Origin of the sequence: Bifidobacterium longum subsp. infantis ATCC 15697 = JCM 1222 = DSM 20088 (assembly GCF_000269965.1) — a bacterium.
GTDB classification, from domain to species: domain Bacteria; phylum Actinomycetota; class Actinomycetes; order Actinomycetales; family Bifidobacteriaceae; genus Bifidobacterium; species Bifidobacterium infantis.
Window position 1 is genome coordinate 2,306,651 of sequence record NC_017219.1, and the last position, 14,554, is coordinate 2,321,204.

Genomic DNA, 14,554 nt, shown 5'->3' on the forward strand with positions numbered 1-14,554 from the left:
GGTCGCGCGGATTATCAGCATGTAAGCCAGTGGAAACGTCAAAGGACGAACGTGCCAGAACACCCAATAGAACTAACGCTCAAGTCAGTTCTATTGGGATTGCGCAGGCAACGCAGCAATCGACAACGGCACTATTGACATCGCAGGTATATCATGCGACTGCAATTGTTCAACGAGCTTTTCCCTCATGTAAGGCCATGCAACGGAAAGAGCCGCCGGGGTATTTTCATCATCAATGGGCGAATCGAATTGAATCGCATAGCGCAGATCGGATACGAAAAGGGGAGACACATTCTTTTCGGAATCGCCTTTTTTGAGAGTGATCTCCGAATGCAACGTTAATTCGTACGGCCAAGGCTTGTCATCGCTTGGATTCAAACCAAAATTAAAATTGATGTTGCTTTCCGCGCCTTCCTGCAAGTCTTGGGCAAGATCGCGCTCGCTTGACTGGCCGAGCAGCATAATTCTGTTGACGTTCATCCAACCAGCTCCTTTTTCGATTCCATGTCTTCATTTGCACGCCAAGGAGTAGCCTTGCCCGAAGCACCCATTACGGTAACCTTGTGCGGACCATCATGATCTGGTTTTTGCCGGGATACTTTTATTTCTATGTTGATGGCGCCCACCGTTATATCGCCATTGGACCATTCACTTGTTACCTGCATTTGCTGAGCGGCCTTCCACGTATCGTATTTCCGGCCGCCCTCCGGCTTTAGCTCCGCAGGTTCGACGCTATATGTAATGCGCGCTCCGACTTCCAGCGCATAGTCGGTGAGCAATGTCACAAGCTTTTTTCTTCCGTTCTCAATCTGAGATACGTAAGACTGGGACACGCCCAGCTCATCAGCCAATTGCTTCTGAGTCATGCCCCGTTGCGCACGCAGGGAAACAAGCTCCTCAAGAAGCTGGTCCTCGGCGTGATACAAATCGTAGGCAAGTTCCCGATAATCGTAAGGAAGCCGACCATCCATGGTTCCCTCCTGTGGTGGATATTACTTATAGTAATATCCACCACAGGCTCGACATTATTACCATCAGCTTAGCCTCCAGTCATTTTTTGAACACTCGTCGTATAGAATTTCAGCTATCTCAATCTGACGATTTTGCTTTTCCGTAATTTCAGTATCGGTTCCTGTTATGTCCTTCACATGCATGACAAGACCAAAAACGGAGTTCCTCACTTCAACAGGCTCCGCCTCGTAATGGCGTATCTGCGTCTTGCCTTTATGCTGAGCCGCGGCTTCAAAATGCCAACGCAATTCAAAGATGACTCGCGAGCTTGCATGTTTGACCTCTATAACCTCGCTGCCAGGCGTTAGCTTCCCCTCCTGCAATCGATTAAGCTTTTCCTCAAGAAAGGCTTCGAGCTTAATCCTGTATTTGTCGAAACGACGGAAATCGATATTCCCATTCGCAAGTTCTTGATTCGCCGCTTTGTCTGCAAACCAAGACGCCACCGTTTTGGACATGGTTTCGCCTTGTTCCGAAGTTTGGCCCAAAGACTCGCCGGCCCATAGGTATACCACTGATTTGCCGCTTACGCAACGACTTCTTGCAGAACGAGAAGCCATATGATATCCACCCTTTCCGAGGAATACGCTATGGCAAAGCTAGCACACTCCTCAAACGTTTGTTCGATTCTGAGAAGGCAAATCCTATATTTCCCACGACAGATAACACTGACATCGACTTCCCCCAAGACCATTACCCAGTCCCCGAAGGATATGACGAAAAGGAACAACAGCAACTTGTTTCATCAATGGAAGGTTGAGCACCAAACCAGCGAATGCGATTCAATGTTGCTTAGGTGGTGGTTGCATCGGATTCTCAGAAACCTGACAGATGAATGCCCTAATTTGTGATATGACTGCGCTTCGTGAAACAACGCAAGACCACTTCGGATTCACAGGAATAGTCGAAAGCACGCTAGGCTCATCGATGAAGATGATGAGCCCACGGTTTTTAGTCGTGAATAAAAGTATATAAGGCGGGAATATACCCCGCCCTGGGAGAGACCGAAAATCAGCCCCAGACTCACCCCTATATACGACAGAAATGTCTCACTATAAAGTGCATATGAACAGCCATTGATTATTCCATAGTTTCAACATACGAGCAAGGCACATCGGCGATTCCCTACTGCCGGAAATTCCTTTCTCCCAGCTCGACTTCGTCCGCCAGACACTGCTCGCCATCACCATCAACCAACGACGCGGATAGCCGCGCATGGCGTAGGCAAGAATACGCGAGTGCTCTATCCCGAGCTTTTTCACCACTGACAAGACCTGTTATGGAATGCGCTTCCTTGGTACGAATAATTTCAATTAGAGTACAGTTTCCACACTCTTTCACAAGAGAAAAACGCACAACAAGAGATTGATCGGGCATGTTTTCATGCCACCTTTGAATTAAGGTTCAATAAGCATATATGCATTCCGGAGAAGGAGATATGCGTTGGGAGAGGTATTCCAGGAGATCGTCAGCGGCATCGGCTGGCTATGGGCCCACAGAACAGTCATTCCCGATGATTTATACATCTGGACACTGCTGATCCTGGCGACAGGAGGATCCCGCCTCCCATCATTGCATGCAGATAACCAATCACGACCGAAAAGACAAAAGTATATGCTTTATCATAAAATTATACTAAGCAATAAATGGTATTAGTCAACTTCATAGAATATCGAAAAGTGTAAGTTTAGCTTTATGGAATACAATCGAAAGGATTTACATGAGAACGCTGTACCTTCTTGGTAATGGCTTCGACTTAGCATGCGGGTTGAAATCTCGCTATGCAGATTATTTTGAGTCACGTTTCAAATGGTACAAAGGATATAACTCCTCTGATTCAAAAGCGATTACAGCACTTTATGAAGAAATTCAAGATGGAGGCATCAAGAATATTCCCTCTGCTTGGTTCATTGTCTTTGCCTATGAACATGACCAACCTGGTTATAGGAATGATTATGTTCTTTGGCAAGATATAGAAAAAAAATATCGATACGTTTTTACAGGATTATCCACAAGAAAACGAGATATCTATCAGCGAATATTTTAAATATTTTTCCAATAGACCAGAAAATACATCTCCTCAAAAGAAGAGCATGTATGAGCTTTTAACACTTTACTTCCAAAAGAAGGATATCGCTTTCCGTACAGAAGAAAATTTATTTGACATATTTGATCAAGAGCTAAGCAATCTTGAAAACGATTTTGCAAAATATTTAAGTACAATAGACCAAAATCCCAACTATCAAACCAACGCAAAGCTACTATTCGAAAAAATTCAGAAAGCCGAGACCTCAAAACGGATTGAATATGTTACCTTTGGAACCATCGGAGGACATATGTCCAGTATGCCCAAAGAGCCCCACGAAGAATTTGTAATGTCTTTTAACTACACTCGGCCATTGGAAGGCATACCTAACTACGTTAATCTTCATGGTGAAGAGAATCAAGGCACTGCCATGTTTGGCATCGCAGACGACAACGGTTACCCTACTAAAACTAAGATGAAGATTACATCAGGTTACCGCTCTTCTTTCTTCAAAGACACAAGACGACAACAAAAAGAATGCTTAGATAAGCAATCTGCAAGAACCATTAATGAATTAAGTAAAAAACAAATTGACGAAATCAGATGTTTCGGATGTTCATTCAGCGATGCTGATTTTGATTATTTCAGAAGATATTTTGATCTTGCAAAATTTGACAAATCCGATTCTACGTTGGGTATATATTACACGAACGGCATATCCAGAAAATCTGCAATAAAAACTTACGCAAACTGCTTAATAAATACGATTCAGCTCACGAATCTGATAATAATAATACGTATCAAACCTTGGAAAATAGTGGCAGAATTTCTTTTGAAGAAATCCAACTTCCATAAAGATAAACAATACAAAATAACAAGTATTTCGCGAATCTTATTACGCTTGGGGATTCTTCAGCCACTAGATATATAAGGTTGCGCATTTGGGAATCATGCATGTGACGTAAAAATCCTAGGTGCGCAACCTCTCAGTCACTACTCCACTGATTCCAGATCACCTTTTAAAATATCTGTGGGCTAAACGTCCAGCTTTTCTTTCAATGCTTTCCTCATAGAAGAACCTATTGAATCTTCCAGGGCAATCAGTCGTTCTCTCATTCTGGCAGGAATTTCCTCAGTAAATTCGATCACCGCTTCAGCTATCCATTCTTTTTGAGCAAGCGTACCGTTCGCCATTATGTCCTCAACAGTTTCGGTTACGATCACGCCACCGAAATTGCATAGCTCGAGTTTGGTCAACGCGCCGGCCGCAGTATCGCACATGCCAGCAGGTCCCATTTTCAGCATGGTGACCATCAACTGTACGTACCTCTCAGCGGGGAACCGTTGCACTATGCGAGCGACCGCATTGTATCGCTTATTCGATATCAGATAATCAATAATATTTTGACGTTCATCCTCACACAGTAATGCCATTGCCTCATACGCTAGCCAATAGACAATATTGGCCTTATCCTCACAGCTTTTGACAAAACACGACAACATGCTGAAAAGTTCCTCTCGAATTCCATCAGGCAATTCATTACTGAAATGTATAAGGAATTTCAAAGGCCATCTTTTGTCTTGAAGCGCCTCAGCGTTGGACAGCATAAGCTTCACGAATGAATCCCAATCAACTAATTCCGGATGAGCATATCCGCAGAAGAGGAATGCGCTCAGCATGTGATCCACACCATGAACAGCAATAACTCCAGACTGTTCGTAGCTTGCTATTGCCTCAGCACAATATGCAGAAAAACAATCAGAAACCCTTCGAATCTCGTCCTCGGAAAGTTTTTGCGCATCATCGACGCTCTTGATTACATCAACTTGACCGCTCTTCACCTTTACGCGCCATTGCGCTTCCGATTCCTCATCATGAGAGCTTTGCTTATATTCGTACCATTGCTGCAGAGAGCCTGCATCGCATCGTTGCAGCAAGATTGCCAGATTGTCATCACCCCAAAAGGACTCCGGAAACAGAATCGTCAGGTTCTGCGCTCTCGAAGCGTAGCTTTCTTCTACGCAAGGCAACTCCAAGAACCATTGCTCAATCTTTTCCTGTACATCTCGATTTGCCGCCCTATAACAAGCTTTAAGCGTCTCGAGCAGTTCAATAGGGATATTGAACGTCGCAGAAACCTTCCGAGCGTACTCCCGCACAGACGCCATCGTCGTCAAGCACCAAAGGCAAACTTCATCAGCCTTATCTGCAGAAAGATAATCACCTATGCACTGGAACAACGTCAGATCATTCAGTGCCGTTGAATGCGTGGACTCATTCAACGATACAGTTTCGGCATATTCAACAATCCTGGAATCTGAAGCTCTCTGGATGGCGGACCAAAGTACTTTCCGATAATCGTCTTTGGAAGAACACCGCCGAAACATTTCAAGCACATTGACGATGTCCGTTCTCCCCTCATTATCATCCTCAATCTGAGCATACGCATTTTCTGCCTGCAAACAGCAATATCTTTTCCACGCATCTCTGTCACCGAGAAATGCCGTCTGAAGAATAAGGGAGATAAAACGTCGTCTTAGCGAATGGGTTTTCTCTGCTTCTCCAATGCTATGAAGCCACCGATTCGACACTGCGTTACCCGCAATGCTACGCTCTCCCAATTCGAGCCACCAGAAAATTGGATTGTCGGATGACTGAATCACCTCAGCTACATCAACCTGCTTTCCAGATGACTTAACGTTTCCCCAAATCCAATCGTATTGCCACAGCAATCTCATTGCCGCGCCACAGATTCCATTAGCGGTAATATCATCTGGATTCTGCAAGCAAAGACTCACTGCATTCGAACCGGCAGAAATAGCTTCATCCTTACGACCGAGTTCAAACATCGCCCATGATTCGTGAACCAGCAGCCACGCTTTATCTACAGGATAAAGATCATAAGTCATAACAGCTTCAATATGTTGAAGAGCGGCACTCCAATCATTATCATCTATATCAAAGGCAAATTGCATTACCGCCGATGCGGCTTGCTCTTCAGGAGATTTCGCAACCGAAAAAAGCTCATCCAAGCGTCCACCCTGTCCATCAAAGTAATCATAAAAAGCCGCGGCCGCCTTCCAGCACCAGTCAGATGAAGCCCATGCCTCATCCTTTCTTTTCCCTTTCTGCATGGCCACGTCAGCCATGGAACCACTTCCCGCTCTCCAGTACCACTCCAATCCATACTCATTCCCATATAGCAAGGAAGCCAAGGCCTCATGACCTTTCAAGTTATCTATATGTTTATTCACATGCGGGGCTATCACACGAGGAGCGAGCATTGCGAGTCGAATGCGATCCTGGTTTTTAATGTTTTTCAGACCATTCCACACAACTCCGTTGAATGCAGACTTCTCATACGTGCTGCATGCGAACTCATAAATCTCTTCTTCATCTGTCTTTTCCAGCACATGATCCTTGTATACAAGAATCTTGGGTTTTCGGGAAGAACGGTCAATCTGTGAAGACTCGATCTTGGACCAATACATTGTTCCTTCATTAGAAATCAGAACAACAACATGAGCAATTCTCCCATTAGTCCACGAAGCTTCATGATTGGCATCAAATCCGAACCACCAGCCAATCACATTACCTTGCTCATCCTTTTTAGGATGCCTGAAGTAGCTTGCTCCTTTCTTTACTTGCACACCGAGAACCACAAATGAAGGAATTCCCTCATCGCCCACCGGCATCACCCATAAATCAGTGCCAAAATCAATGTCCTTGGACATTATGCACCATTGGAAAGTGTCAGAGAAAAAAGCCTTTACCTGATTTTCGCCGCCCTCTCCCCTTCGAGCTTCCGGTGAGATTCTGACCCCAAATGTTCCAGGCATAACCACTACCTTTCACAAGTAACTTCGTCGTGTATTTTTCACTCGTTTTGCTCTGAATCTTACAGTACAAAGGACAAATGTTCGAGTCGGTTTAGATAACCCCGAGATTCTATGTGCTCTTAAGTTTCACCCTTGAGATAAAAATAACGCAATTTACATCTTATGCGCGACCTCGCTAACCGATAGGGGGGGCTGCGGACGTTTTCTTGGAGACTGAACGAAAGGATTATCATATGTCCGGTCCCGAGGAACGGCGACGTACGGTGGAGCTGTATTTCACCACGCCGATGACCACGGCCCAGGTGGTGAGGCATCTGGGCGATCCGACCAGGCAGTGCCTGGAACGCTGGCTGGCGGCGGATCCCGGGTATGCTGGCCATATGGCGGAACCAATCATCCCGCCGGAGATGAGGACCAAGGCGATCGAACCGGTGCCGGACGGCATGCGGCAGAAGCAGGCCGCCGAACTGCTCGGCGTAAGCGTCGGAGCTGTCCACAACTGGGTCAAGGCGTATCGCGAGGGCGGCATGGCCGCGATGCAGCCCAGGAACAGGAACGCCAGCCAGACCAACAAGCCTGCTCCGCGACCCACTGTGTGTGATCGAATAAAGGTGTTCACTGTCGGCACTTGTTTCTGTACACCTTGAGCGTTCAATTTGGACATCGCCGGCGGTGACGGTGCCGGTGAAATAAGAACACCGGCATCGTCTTGTTCCTTGATGGATTCCCGAGTGCCTGTCAACCAAACTGATGGTTCTCGGGAGGAAAGGAAATGACGACACCGGTGCGTGTCCGACGGCGTATCAGGCAGCTCGACCGCCAAGGCCTGAGCCACAAGGAGATATCACGAAGGCTCGGCGTATCGCGTACGACCGTGGTCAAGTACGCCAACCATGGGGATTATTCACCCAGGCCATCGAATGCCGTCCGACCGGGCAGGTCGCTGGTCGACGACGGGTACGCGGCCATCGTGGACGGATGGCCGGCCGCCGACCTGCGCATGCCGGTCAAGCAACGCCATACCGCGACCCGCGTGTACGAGCGGCTCGTGGCGGAATGCGGGTTCACGGGCCCGTACTCGTCGGTGCAGCGCCGGGTCAAGCGTTGGAGGCAAGAGCATCGAGCGCGGTCGGACGGCTTCGCCGAATCGAAGTGGGCGCCGGGAAGCGCGCAGGTCGATTTCGGCCAGGCCCGGGCCGTGGTCGCGGGCGTGGAACGGGTCGTGCATTTCCTGGCGGTGTCGTTCCCGTGTTCGAACATGCGCCGGGTGGCGGCATTGCCGGGCGAGACCGCGGAATGCGTGTGCCAGGGACTGCCGGAGGTGTTCGAGAGGACGGGCATGACGCCCGGGGTCGTGGTGTTCGACAACGCCACCGGCGTGGGCCACCGCAACTCCGACGGCACGGCCGCCCGGACCCGTCTGTTCTCCCTGTTCTGCGCGCATTACGGGTTCGAACCCCGGTTCTGCAACCCGTATTCCGGCCACGGGAAGGGCGGCGTGGAGAACGCGGTCGGCTTTCGCGGGGCGCGACCTGATGGTGCCGATGCCGTCGGCCGAGAGCTTCCGGGCGCCGGCCCGCGTGTGGCTGGACGCGTGCGAACGCATCGCCGGATCGGACCATTACCGGCATGGCGTTCCGGTTCGGGAACTGTTCGAGGCGGAGAAGGACCACATGCTGCCCTTGCCTGGCGTGCGGTTCGACCCGTGTGACTGGAGGAGCGTGAAGGCCGACAAGACCGGCTCCGTCGTCATCGACGCGAACCGGTATCTGGCCGGCCCGAGATGGCGTTCGATGCGTTTGCAGGCCGGGGTGCGCGTCTTCGAGATCGAGCTTCGCGATCCCGATGGCGGGCACATCGTCACATTGGAACGCGTGTGGGGGAAATCGGCGGAAACCCAGGCGGATCCGACGAGCCTGCTCGCGATCATCGCGCGCAAGCCGCGCATATGGGGCGAAAGCCCAATCAGGAACGATTGCCCCGATACCGTGCGGTCCCTGCTCGACCGCATGGACGGACGCGTGCGGGCCAACCTGCTCGACGACATCCGCGCCGTGGCCGCCGAATGCGGGTTCGCCGCCACCGTCAAAGCGGTGGAGACCGTCATCGACGCCGGACGGACCATCGACCGGGCCGCAATCGCCACATGCGCCCGACGCGTCCTCGAGGGCAAGGGCTCCTCGGGCGGCCAGGATCCGAAACACCATGACGAATACATGGAGGGACGGGCATGAGCGCACACGACGGCCAGCCGCGCAAGCGCGGCGGCGGAGTGGTCGACAAGGCCACACCCGGACAGGTCATGACCTTGGCGCGCAACCCGCCATTGACCCACAGCGTGCCGCGCGACGCCATCGAGAACGCGACCCCGGGCCGGCCCGGCTTCCTGGCCAACCTGTTCGAGAAGGAGAACGCGAGCCGGGCCGAATCCAAACGGCGGCGGCTGCCCGGACAGGCCGGCTTCCCCCGGAACAAGACCCTGGACGGCTACGACCGGGGGCATGGCCTCGTTCCCCGCCGACCGGGGCCGCGAGCAGCTGGAAAGCCTGGAGTCCGTCGAACGGGCCGAGGACCTCGTGCTCCACGGCGACGTCGGCTGCGGCAAGACCCACCTGGCCATCGCGATCGGCATGCTCGCATGCCAACGCATGATACCCGTGAGGTTCCTCGCCGCCTCGAGCCTGGTCATGCGCTTGAGGAAGGCCAAGGACGACAACAGATTGGACGCCGAGCTCAAGTCGATAGGCAGGGCCGGGCTGGTCATCATCGACGAGCCCGGCCATCTGCCCATCGACATCAACGGGGCCCGCCTCCTGTTCCAGGCCGGCGCGGACGGCTACGAGACCCGCAGCGTCATCTCCGACTCGAACCTCGGGTCCGGCGGATGGGGCGACGTGTTCGGCGACGGGGACATGGCCGCCGCGGTCATGGACCGCATCGTCCACCACGGCGGGATCCTCCGCTTCCACGGCGAATCCTAACGGAACAGGCACTCCCTCATGAAATAAACCAGACAAACAACAAAAAAAACAAGGGAACAGCCGACGATGGTGTTCAAGTTGAACGCCGACCGTGTCCAGATTAAGTGCTGAAAGCGTCCACCTCGATTTGACGTTGATAATGGTTATGCCGGTTTCTGATCGGTGATAATGGTGGATGACGGCTTGGGCGGTGACCCCACATTTGACTGACGCCATCGGTTCCGGTGGCTGTCCTTATTTTGATTTGTCCCGCCCATGGCCGCCGACCCGTGGGCCATGGATGCATGACCCCATGGGAGCGTGGCCGCTCCCGTCGGATCCCGCAAGAACCATGGTAGCGTGCCCCGTCAACGTCCTGTCTGCGCCGCAAGCCCCCGGGAGGCATCCGAACACATGGAAAGGAACGACAACGATGACGCCGCCGAACGAAGTGGTGCGGGCCGGGATCGACACCCACACGGACACGCACACCATCGCATTGCTCGACGAGCGGGGCAGGCCGCTGGGCGCCGAGACGTTCACGGCGGACCCGGACGGATACGACAGGCTGATCGGCATGCCGCCCGGGCCGGGCAGGGTCGCGGCCGTGGGCGTGGAGGGCACGAACTCGTTCGGAGCGGCCCTGGCCCGTCGTCTCACTGCCGCCGGATACGAGGTGCGCGAGGTGCCGCGCCCCAGGCGAAGCGTGCGCCGCAGGGACGGCAAGTCCGATCCCCTCGACGCGGTCGCCGCTGCCCGTAGCGTCATGGCCGGCGACGGCACGAGCCTGCCGAAAAGCTCGGACGGCTGGGTCGAGGCACTGCGCCACCTCAACGCGCAGCGATCCCAACTGGTGTCGGCGATGACCGCGATCCCCGATTCGACGAACGGGCTGCTCGCCGCCGCCCCGGAACCCATCAGGGAACGTTACCGGGGGTTGAGGAGCAAGACCCGCATGAACAGGCTCGCCGAATGCAGACCGGCCGGCGGCCTGGTCGAGCGGAGCGTGCTGGCCGCGCTGAAATCCGCCGCCAAGGCATGGAAGGCGCTCAAACGGCAGGCCGGTCTCCTGGAGGAACGCATGCGCCTGATCCTCGAGGAACACGCCAGGCCGCTGCTCGACATGTACTGCGCGGGCGCCGTCATCGCCGCGACCCTGGCCATCGTCGCCGGGGACAACCCCGAACGCATCCGAAGCGAGGCCGCGTTCGCCAAACTCTGCGGCGTCTGCCCCATCCCCGCGTCCAGCGGCAGGACCAACCGACACAGGCTCAACAAAGGCGGCAACCGGCAGGGCAATATGGCATTGCACCGCATCGCCATCGTCCGCCTGCGATACCACAAGCCGACCCGCGACTACATGGCCAAAAAGACCCGCGAGGGCAAAGGCAAGCTCGAGATCATCCGCTGCGTCAAACGGTTCATCGCCCGCGAGGCATACCGGGCGCTCATCAGCATACGCAACGGCGAGGTCGGACGCGGGACCCCGGCCGAACGCGGCGCCAAGCTGCGCGAACTACGCGTCAGCCGGAACATCACCCAGCAACAGATCGGCGAGGCGCTCTGCGTGCCCTCGAGCCGCATCAGCGAGATCGAACGCGGCGCACGCGACCTTCCCGAACTCGAGCAACGGGCCATCCAGTGGATACACTCGACAACCAACCCAAAACAACACACCCAAACGCTTGACAATGTATAGGAGCATCAGAATACACACGTCTCCGTCATCGCCGGAGGAGTCGTCGCGCCGCGGCCTCGACGGTGTCCCGCCGTCCTGCGCGGCGTTCCCGTTCCTGGGCGGCAACGCGGCCATGCCGCCCTCGCGATGCGCCTTGGCCCAATGGGCCACGGCGCTCACGCCCGCGCCGAGCCGCCGGTCGGCTTGCTTCCGCGCATGCCGCCCGATACCGGTTCGATCGTCTTCCGCCCGGTTTCCAGGGGATGATGGGTTTCGCCATATGGCCGACGTAACGGGGATCCTTCGCCGGCCGGCGTTCCAGGCGCCGTCTGGTCGGATGACCGAGATGTTCGACCGCTTCGGCGGTCGTCGTTGATGTCGTGAGATAGAGTTCCACCGCCCGCTTGCGTTCCTCGGGAGTGAACACAACCAAATCCTTGCGTTCGGTCTCCAAGAAAATGTCCGCAGCCCCTTTTCTTGGACTCCCCGACCGGGAGGAGACCCCCCCCTAGGGTGGTATACAGCCTAGCGCGCACGATGCGGCGCGGGCCATTCGAAAAGCAGGACACGCTGCTCACGGCGTGGATTGATGGGCCCATGCCCCGGCCAACGCAAACTGAGGCATGTCCCGGTTCCCGAGGAATCGAAACGCAGAGCTGTGGACGCGGTCGCGTTGTTCCTTGCTGTATACCACCCTAGGGGGTCTCCTCCCGGTCGGAGAGTCCAAGAAAACGCCACCACCTCGCTAGTTGATATGTAGCTTCTTCTTCAGCATACCTACCAACATGGAACGTTCTTTCTTTCCGAGCAACAACACTACATCCAAAAGCATTGTGACCAATGCATACAGGCAACACGTCAGAATCAACGAGACCCAGCCATTGGCGACCAGCGCGAACACATGCCTGATTCCCCAGCAGACGGCGGCAGCCACCGCTGTGGAGGCGAAGTACCGAATATAGATGGGATAGAACTCGAATTTCCCGATGCCCAAGCATCTGGAGGCATAAACGGGCACGAATGTCACATTTGCCAAAATCTCAAACAGAGGCGGAATCGCCGCCACGAGGAAAACGCCCCACTTCGGAAGAACCTCGATAAAGGCAATCAGCACGACCATGGATATCGCACTGTAGACGAGCCATCCGATAGAATACTTCTTCAAACGGTTGACGATCAGCGGCAGATTCTGCAACGTCGTAGCGACACCGGAAATCAGCAAGCCCAGCATGGTAAGGGTAAGCAACTGATACAACAGCTCCGTATCCTGACCATGCTGCCACAAACTCATGAAATCATATCCTGCAACAAGCATCGCCACAAAAATAATATTCGTGAAGAAACCGGTCACCTTCATGCCCGATTTGAGGTCTTCGATGAGTTCCTTATGCTTGCCCTGCGCATAGTATTTCGTCTGTTCAGGATAAAACAGGCTCGACACAGTCCACATTAGTCCGCTGATCTGGTTCGGAACGGTCTGGGCGATGGAGAGCATACCCATAAGATACGGGCTGATCATCAGGTTCGCCACCAGCAACTGCAATCCGAACATCATAATCTGCTGGAGTTTCGTGACCACGTTCCACACGCCGGCGGAAAGCATCTCACGAATGCTCGTCCACGATACCGATTTCCTGTCGAAGGAAATGTCGGGAAGTAATCTGCGCGTATACGAGCGATTCATCAGCGTCATCACCGCCGTCGCCAAGCATACGGCCAAGCCCACGTAGTAGACCTTTGGCGGCAGAATCCCGAAAAGCGCGACCATGGCCACCACACGTACCAAGGAAAACGCGAGATTCGCGATACTGCTCAGATACAGCTTGTTCTTCACGAATGTGGCGACGGAATACACCGTGGCGATGGTCGAAAGCATGAAATTCAGGAATATGAAGACGAACAGAGCCTTCACGTCTCCCACAAGATGTGGAGAGATGTTCACCAGCTTGTCAAGGAACGTCACCACCGGAACCGCGACGACCACCAGTATGGCGACCATGACGCCGTTTGCCGCAAGCGTAGACGAATAATACCCGTTCGCCTTGGAATCATCGCCTTCATGGTATGCGACCGTGATGAAGCGCCCGGCCACCGAATTCAATGCGATGGTAAGCAGCTGCGCATAGCTCACGAACGTGTTCGCCAATCCGACGAACCCATAGGCTTCAGCGCCGATGCTACGCACGATATATGGCGTAAGCACCAGACCGATTCCAACGGAAACCGTGAAATTCACCAAACTTGCGACCATGTTCACAAGCAGTTGTTTCTTATCTCCCATAATTCAGCCTATTACTCGCCTATCTTCTCCACGAATTCCCGATAAAAGGATTCTTCCGTAAATTTCCGCGAATGCAGCAACGCCGCCTGCGACATCGATTCCAGTCTCCTGGAGTCGCCGTTCAATTCCCTAAGCGCATCCACCAACGAATCGATGATCCTGCCGCAATACAATGCCACGAAATCATCGGGAGCAAAACCAAACCGCGCACGAATCGCCTTTCGGTCATCCTCAGTGAACCCGCGTTGGAATTTGGAGATATCGATGCCGTTATGAGCCACACGCACATCCGTCACCGGATCAAGGCAATTGCGCCTCCACGAGTTCGCCATATAGTCGCTCACCGCGATCACGCGCGAATACCCCGTGCTATGGAACGGCATCGTCGGATCATAATGCAGGTGGTACATCAAAGCGTCGCCGCGATAATCCTCATACGGAGCCATGGCATCACAAGGACCGCCTTCAATGACCACCACATCGAACGGACCGGCTTTCTTGATCTCCACCAGCGCCTTCGCATAATACGTGGAAACGCGGGAACGCTTCTTCCGGTTCCATAGGTTCCGAACCCGGTTGGCCACCTTGTACGGCAGACCGGGGCTCTGCAGGAACACGACATGGGTCGAACGGTATTTCTCGGCCAATGCGCGAGCCTTCGGCTCATCAGGCGAAACCAAGCACACCCGAATCGGCGTATCAACCATATCAGAGCATTCCAATCAATCACACAATAAAAACTTCATGGCTCGAACCAT

General features: G+C 53.4%; 11 protein-coding genes and 2 pseudogenes. 6 read left to right on the forward strand and 7 right to left on the reverse strand.

All coding sequences use genetic code 11. The features are described from left to right. Positions 1–90: 90 nt before the first annotated feature. The 4 genes from BLIJ_RS10820 to BLIJ_RS14490 all read right to left on the reverse strand — a co-directional run bounded on the left by BLIJ_RS10820 (position 91) and on the right by BLIJ_RS14490 (position 2,388). The gene (locus tag BLIJ_RS10820) at positions 91–480 is read right to left on the reverse strand and encodes a hypothetical protein (protein WP_012578355.1); all 390 of its coding nucleotides are present in this window, start codon (positions 478–480) and stop codon (positions 91–93) included. Then, positions 477–971, reverse strand: a complete 495-nt coding sequence (locus BLIJ_RS10825; RefSeq protein WP_012578356.1) for a helix-turn-helix domain-containing protein — start codon at positions 969–971, stop codon at positions 477–479. The genes BLIJ_RS10820 and BLIJ_RS10825 overlap by 4 nt, the downstream gene beginning before the upstream one ends. 63 nt (positions 972–1,034) lie before the next feature. Then, a complete protein-coding gene (locus BLIJ_RS10830; RefSeq protein ID WP_014485121.1) occupies positions 1,035–1,469 on the reverse strand; it encodes a hypothetical protein in 435 nt (144 codons plus the stop codon). Positions 1,470–2,136: 667 nt separating this feature from the next. Next, positions 2,137–2,388, reverse strand: a complete 252-nt coding sequence (locus BLIJ_RS14490) for a hypothetical protein (RefSeq protein ID WP_126386354.1) — start codon at positions 2,386–2,388, stop codon at positions 2,137–2,139. Between the two features lie 343 nt (positions 2,389–2,731). On the opposite strand from BLIJ_RS14490, the gene BLIJ_RS13845 reads away from it, so the two are divergent. Both BLIJ_RS13845 and BLIJ_RS10840 read left to right on the forward strand, forming a co-directional pair. Continuing rightward, positions 2,732–3,058 carry an AbiH family protein gene (locus BLIJ_RS13845; RefSeq protein ID WP_012578358.1) on the forward strand — a complete coding sequence of 109 codons (327 nt, stop codon included), beginning with the start codon at positions 2,732–2,734 and terminating at the stop codon, positions 3,056–3,058. Further along, a complete protein-coding gene (locus tag BLIJ_RS10840; protein ID WP_475559616.1) occupies positions 3,042–3,968 on the forward strand; it encodes an AbiH family protein in 927 nt (308 codons plus the stop codon). The genes BLIJ_RS13845 and BLIJ_RS10840 overlap by 17 nt, the downstream gene beginning before the upstream one ends. A 104-nt stretch (positions 3,969–4,072) precedes the next feature. Here the strand turns inward: BLIJ_RS10840 and BLIJ_RS10845 are convergent, their stop codons facing one another. Next, positions 4,073–6,877: a DUF4365 domain-containing protein gene (locus BLIJ_RS10845; protein WP_041982096.1), complete on the reverse strand. Its 2,805-nt coding sequence runs from the start codon at positions 6,875–6,877 to the stop codon at positions 4,073–4,075. A gap of 233 nt (positions 6,878–7,110) precedes the next feature. Here BLIJ_RS10845 and BLIJ_RS10850 point away from each other — a divergent pair, with 233 nt between their 5' ends. The 4 genes and pseudogenes from BLIJ_RS10850 (at position 7,111) to BLIJ_RS10865 (ending at position 11,536) form a co-directional block, all read left to right on the forward strand. Further along, complete coding sequence (locus BLIJ_RS10850) at positions 7,111–7,524, forward strand: helix-turn-helix domain-containing protein (protein ID WP_012578361.1); 414 nt, start codon at positions 7,111–7,113, stop codon at positions 7,522–7,524. 125 nt (positions 7,525–7,649) lie between these two features. Next, positions 7,650–9,111 (forward strand): annotated as a pseudogene (istA, locus tag BLIJ_RS10855) (IS21 family transposase). 68 nt (positions 9,112–9,179) lie between these two features. Next, positions 9,180–9,858 (forward strand): annotated as a pseudogene (locus BLIJ_RS13850) (ATP-binding protein). 412 nt (positions 9,859–10,270) lie between these two features. Beyond that, complete coding sequence (locus tag BLIJ_RS10865) at positions 10,271–11,536, forward strand: IS110 family RNA-guided transposase (protein WP_012578363.1); 1,266 nt, start codon at positions 10,271–10,273, stop codon at positions 11,534–11,536. 724 nt (positions 11,537–12,260) lie between these two features. Here the strand turns inward: BLIJ_RS10865 and BLIJ_RS10870 are convergent. Further along, entirely contained in the window at positions 12,261–13,796 is a 1,536-nt protein-coding gene (locus tag BLIJ_RS10870) for a lipopolysaccharide biosynthesis protein (protein ID WP_012578365.1), read from the reverse strand. 11 nt (positions 13,797–13,807) lie between these two features. Continuing rightward, the gene (locus tag BLIJ_RS10875; protein WP_012578366.1) at positions 13,808–14,503 is read right to left on the reverse strand and encodes a glycosyltransferase family protein; all 696 of its coding nucleotides are present in this window, start codon (positions 14,501–14,503) and stop codon (positions 13,808–13,810) included. Positions 14,504–14,554 lie beyond the last annotated feature (51 nt).

Coding starts and splice junctions, on each gene's coding strand:
- BLIJ_RS10820 (WP_012578355.1), bottom strand. CDS start 480: ATGAACGTCAACAGAATTATGCTGCTCGGCCAGTCAAGCGAGCGCGAT.
- BLIJ_RS10825 (WP_012578356.1), bottom strand. CDS start 971: ATGGATGGTCGGCTTCCTTACGATTATCGGGAACTTGCCTACGATTTG.
- BLIJ_RS10830 (WP_014485121.1), bottom strand. CDS start 1,469: ATGTCCAAAACGGTGGCGTCTTGGTTTGCAGACAAAGCGGCGAATCAA.
- BLIJ_RS14490 (WP_126386354.1), bottom strand. CDS start 2,388: ATGCCCGATCAATCTCTTGTTGTGCGTTTTTCTCTTGTGAAAGAGTGT.
- BLIJ_RS13845 (WP_012578358.1), top strand. CDS start 2,732: ATGAGAACGCTGTACCTTCTTGGTAATGGCTTCGACTTAGCATGCGGG.
- BLIJ_RS10845 (WP_041982096.1), bottom strand. CDS start 6,877: ATGCCTGGAACATTTGGGGTCAGAATCTCACCGGAAGCTCGAAGGGGA.
- BLIJ_RS10850 (WP_012578361.1), top strand. CDS start 7,111: ATGTCCGGTCCCGAGGAACGGCGACGTACGGTGGAGCTGTATTTCACC.
- BLIJ_RS10865 (WP_012578363.1), top strand. CDS start 10,271: ATGACGCCGCCGAACGAAGTGGTGCGGGCCGGGATCGACACCCACACG.
- BLIJ_RS10870 (WP_012578365.1), bottom strand. CDS start 13,796: ATGGGAGATAAGAAACAACTGCTTGTGAACATGGTCGCAAGTTTGGTG.
- BLIJ_RS10875 (WP_012578366.1), bottom strand. CDS start 14,503: ATGGTTGATACGCCGATTCGGGTGTGCTTGGTTTCGCCTGATGAGCCG.